3 protein-coding genes and 1 pseudogene are annotated in these 3,021 nt (G+C 66.4%); all 4 read left to right on the plus strand.

The window, feature by feature from the left end; genetic code table 11:
* Positions 1–365 (plus strand): annotated as a pseudogene (locus tag ACY69P_RS15645) (hypothetical protein); the annotation flags it as partial.
* A gap of 13 nt (positions 366–378) precedes the next feature.
* On the plus strand, positions 379–1,476 hold the full coding sequence (locus ACY69P_RS15650) for a glycosyltransferase family 4 protein (RefSeq protein WP_462328153.1): 1,098 nt from the start codon (positions 379–381) through the stop codon (positions 1,474–1,476).
* Positions 1,436–2,731 (plus strand): glycosyltransferase family protein, encoded by a 1,296-nt coding sequence (locus ACY69P_RS15655; RefSeq protein WP_462328154.1) that lies wholly within the window; start codon positions 1,436–1,438, stop codon positions 2,729–2,731. Before ACY69P_RS15650 ends, ACY69P_RS15655 begins: the two co-directional genes overlap by 41 nt.
* 56 nt (positions 2,732–2,787) lie before the next feature.
* On the plus strand, positions 2,788–3,021 hold a 234-nt coding region (locus ACY69P_RS15660), incomplete at its 3' end, for a zinc-ribbon domain-containing protein (RefSeq protein ID WP_462328155.1).

A 3,021-nucleotide genomic window follows, 5' to 3' on the forward strand; every position in this document is an offset into this window, starting at 1 on the left:
GCGAACCCACCGCAGACTCGCCGGCAGAATCGTCTGGCGCGCCGCAAACGCCGCAACAGTCCGCCCCTTCGGAGCACCCGGAAAAATCTTCCAAGGTCAGCAGCTTCCCGGACCTGCTCGGGCAGTCCTTTGCCGGTGTGCCGCAGGGCGCGCCAGCGGCCAAGAGCGCCCCGCAGCCTCAGGCCAATCAGCCTCAGGCCCCGGTCAAGCCCGCACAGCCCGCTCCCTCCATCAGTGGCGGCATCATCCCCGGCCTGCTGGACAAGACCGCCAAGGACGAGGACGAGTCCTCCGGAAAACGTCCCAGCACCTTCCGGCGCACGAATATGCCCGGAACCTACGGCCCCTCCGGCACCATCAAATAGGGCGGAGAAGGCCATGTTCCACCCGGCGCGCGTCCTGCATATCGTCAAGAATCTTGGCCTTGGCGGCACGGAAAAGACGATGCAGCTTTTCGTGTCGCACCTTGACCGGGAGCGCTTTACCCCCGTTGTCTACAGCTTTGAGGACGGTCCGCGGCGCAGGGCGTTGCAGGATGCGGGCGTTGAGGTGTTTGTCGGCGGCGACCTGCTGGACCTGACCAGCCGTCTTGGGCCGGACATCGCGCATATCCACCGCGCGGGCTGGCCCGAGCCGCGCTTTTTGCGCACCCTGGCCCTTGCCGGAATCCCCCATGTGGTGGAAACCAATGTCTTTGGGCGCTTCGACCCCAGCCCGCAGGCCTCCATCATCGACAGGCACCTGTTCGTGTCGCACTTTTGCCTGTGGCGCTACAGGGCCGTCAACGGCATCCCGGCCTCACCGCGCTATCAGGTGCTGTACAATCCCGTGGACACGGACTTCTATGTGGACAACCCCGTCCCGCGCGACTGGACGGGGCACGCCGCCGGGCGCGTCTCCCGCCCGGACCCGGGCAAATGGTCGCCCCTTGGCTACCGCTTTCTGCCCCGGCTTCTGCGCCGCGTACCGGACGCGACCTACCGCATCATTGGCGCAACGCCCGAGGTCCGCGACTGGTTTGCCGCGCGCGGCCTTGACCAGCACGTGCAGTACTGCGACCCCGCCGTCACGGAAGCCGACCTTGCCGCGTTTTACGGCTCGTGCAGTGTGCTTGCGCACGCCAATGCCACGGGGGAGAGCTTTGGCCTTTCCATTGCCGAGGCCATGGCCGCCGGACTGCCCGTGGTGACCCACCCCGCCGAGGGCATGCGCGACAATGCCCAGCTGGAGCTTGTGGATGACGGCGTGACAGGCTATGTGGTGAACACGGAAGACGATTACGCCGCTGCCATTGCGCGCCTGTTGACCGACCCGGACCTTGCCCGAACCATGGGTGCAGGGGGCAGGGAAAAGGCGGTGCGGCACTTCCGTGTGCAACATGTCACCCGCGCCCTCGAAACCCTGTATCAGGATTTGCTGGACCGTCGCACCACTGATGCCAACGCCCCTTACTCCGCCAGTTCGGCGTCTATTTAAACGCCACACGCAGGAAGTTCTGTCCTTCCGCCTTGGCGCGGCGCGTGCGGCGCATGCCCCTGCGCCTTTGGATGCCACCGCCGCCGCGCGGCACATTGCCTCCGCCCTGCGGCAACTGGATGCCACCGGCAAAAGCACCATCGTCCTCCTCGGTCTTGGCTCCGGCGATTTCGCCACCCGCCTCGACGCCGCGCTCCCGCCCGGCGCATCCCTCGTCATCATCGATATGACGCCGGAACGGCTGCGGCAGCACGAGAGTGACGGCACCTTGGACGCCCTGCGCCGCTCCCCGCGGTGCACTCTGCTGGTGGACACCTCGCCATGGGCGCATCTTGTGCTCCTTGCCGCCTGCGGCGTTGGGCCGGACACCGCCCTCTTCCGCGTCAATCCCGAATACCGCCCCCACGCGCCAAAGAACCAGCCTTCCAAGCGAGAGACAAGCGCCCCCTGCGCCGAGCGCGATACCCTGACGGCCTTCCTGCGCACCATGACCGACGCGCGCCTGCACGACGCCGCAGAGGCTCCCGCCCCGGCGCAGGAGCCGACCATAGGCGTCGCCGCCATTCTTTCCCCGCACGACAGCGGCCTTGAAGGCTTCTTTGCGGGGCTTCCCCCGTGGCTGGATGAGGTCACCGTGGTCTGGGACGCACCAGCGCCCCCGGCGGTGGACTTCCCTTGCGCTGCGTCGGTGCGCCACCATGCCCGCCCCCTTGGCGGCGACTTTGCCGCGCAGCGCAATGCTACCCTTGCCGCCTGCACCACGGACTGGATGCTCACGCCCGACGCGGACGAGCGCTTTACCCCGCAGGGATGGGACGCCTTGCGCGCCCTTGTCCGCGCCGCCCACAACGCAGACATCCACGCCTACTACTTTCCCCGGCGCACGCTGTTTCCGGACGAAGAAGCCTTTTTGACGGGCTACGGCCTCTGGCCGGACCTGCAACTGCGCGCCGTGCGCCGCACGCCGGACCTGACCTACATCCGCCCTGTGCATGAGCGCCTGCACGGCATTGGCGGGCCAGTTGGCATTGCCTGCGGCGCGCAGCTTGTGCACCTCTCCAGACTGCTCAAGGACGACACCGCCCTGCGGCAAAAGCTGGCCGTCTTTGACGCGGCAGCAGGCGGCGGCATTGCCCACCGCCTGCACAGCGATTACCCATGCATGCCCGTCCACTGCATGGACGAAGCCCAAACCGCCAGCCCCACAGCATTTCTGCGTTTACCGCACCCGCCGGAGGCGCCCAGCATGGGTTGATTCCGGACCACCTTCCCGGTAGGATACAAAGTTCTACAAAAAAGAAAGGTTGTTACATGAAGATTATTTGCCCCGAATGCCAATTTGCCCGGGACGTTGCCGACGACAAGATTCCATCCAAGTCCGTCATGGCGACCTGTCCCAAGTGCCATACCAAGTTCCGCTTCCGCCCCCTTGAGTTCACCCTTGAGGAGGACGTGGAAGAAACCGCGCCCGAATCGGCCGCACACCAGCCCGACAACACCGCCGCCCACACGCAGGCCAGCCAAACCGGCGCCGCGCCCACGCAG

It is taken from the genome of Desulfobaculum sp. (assembly GCF_054921475.1).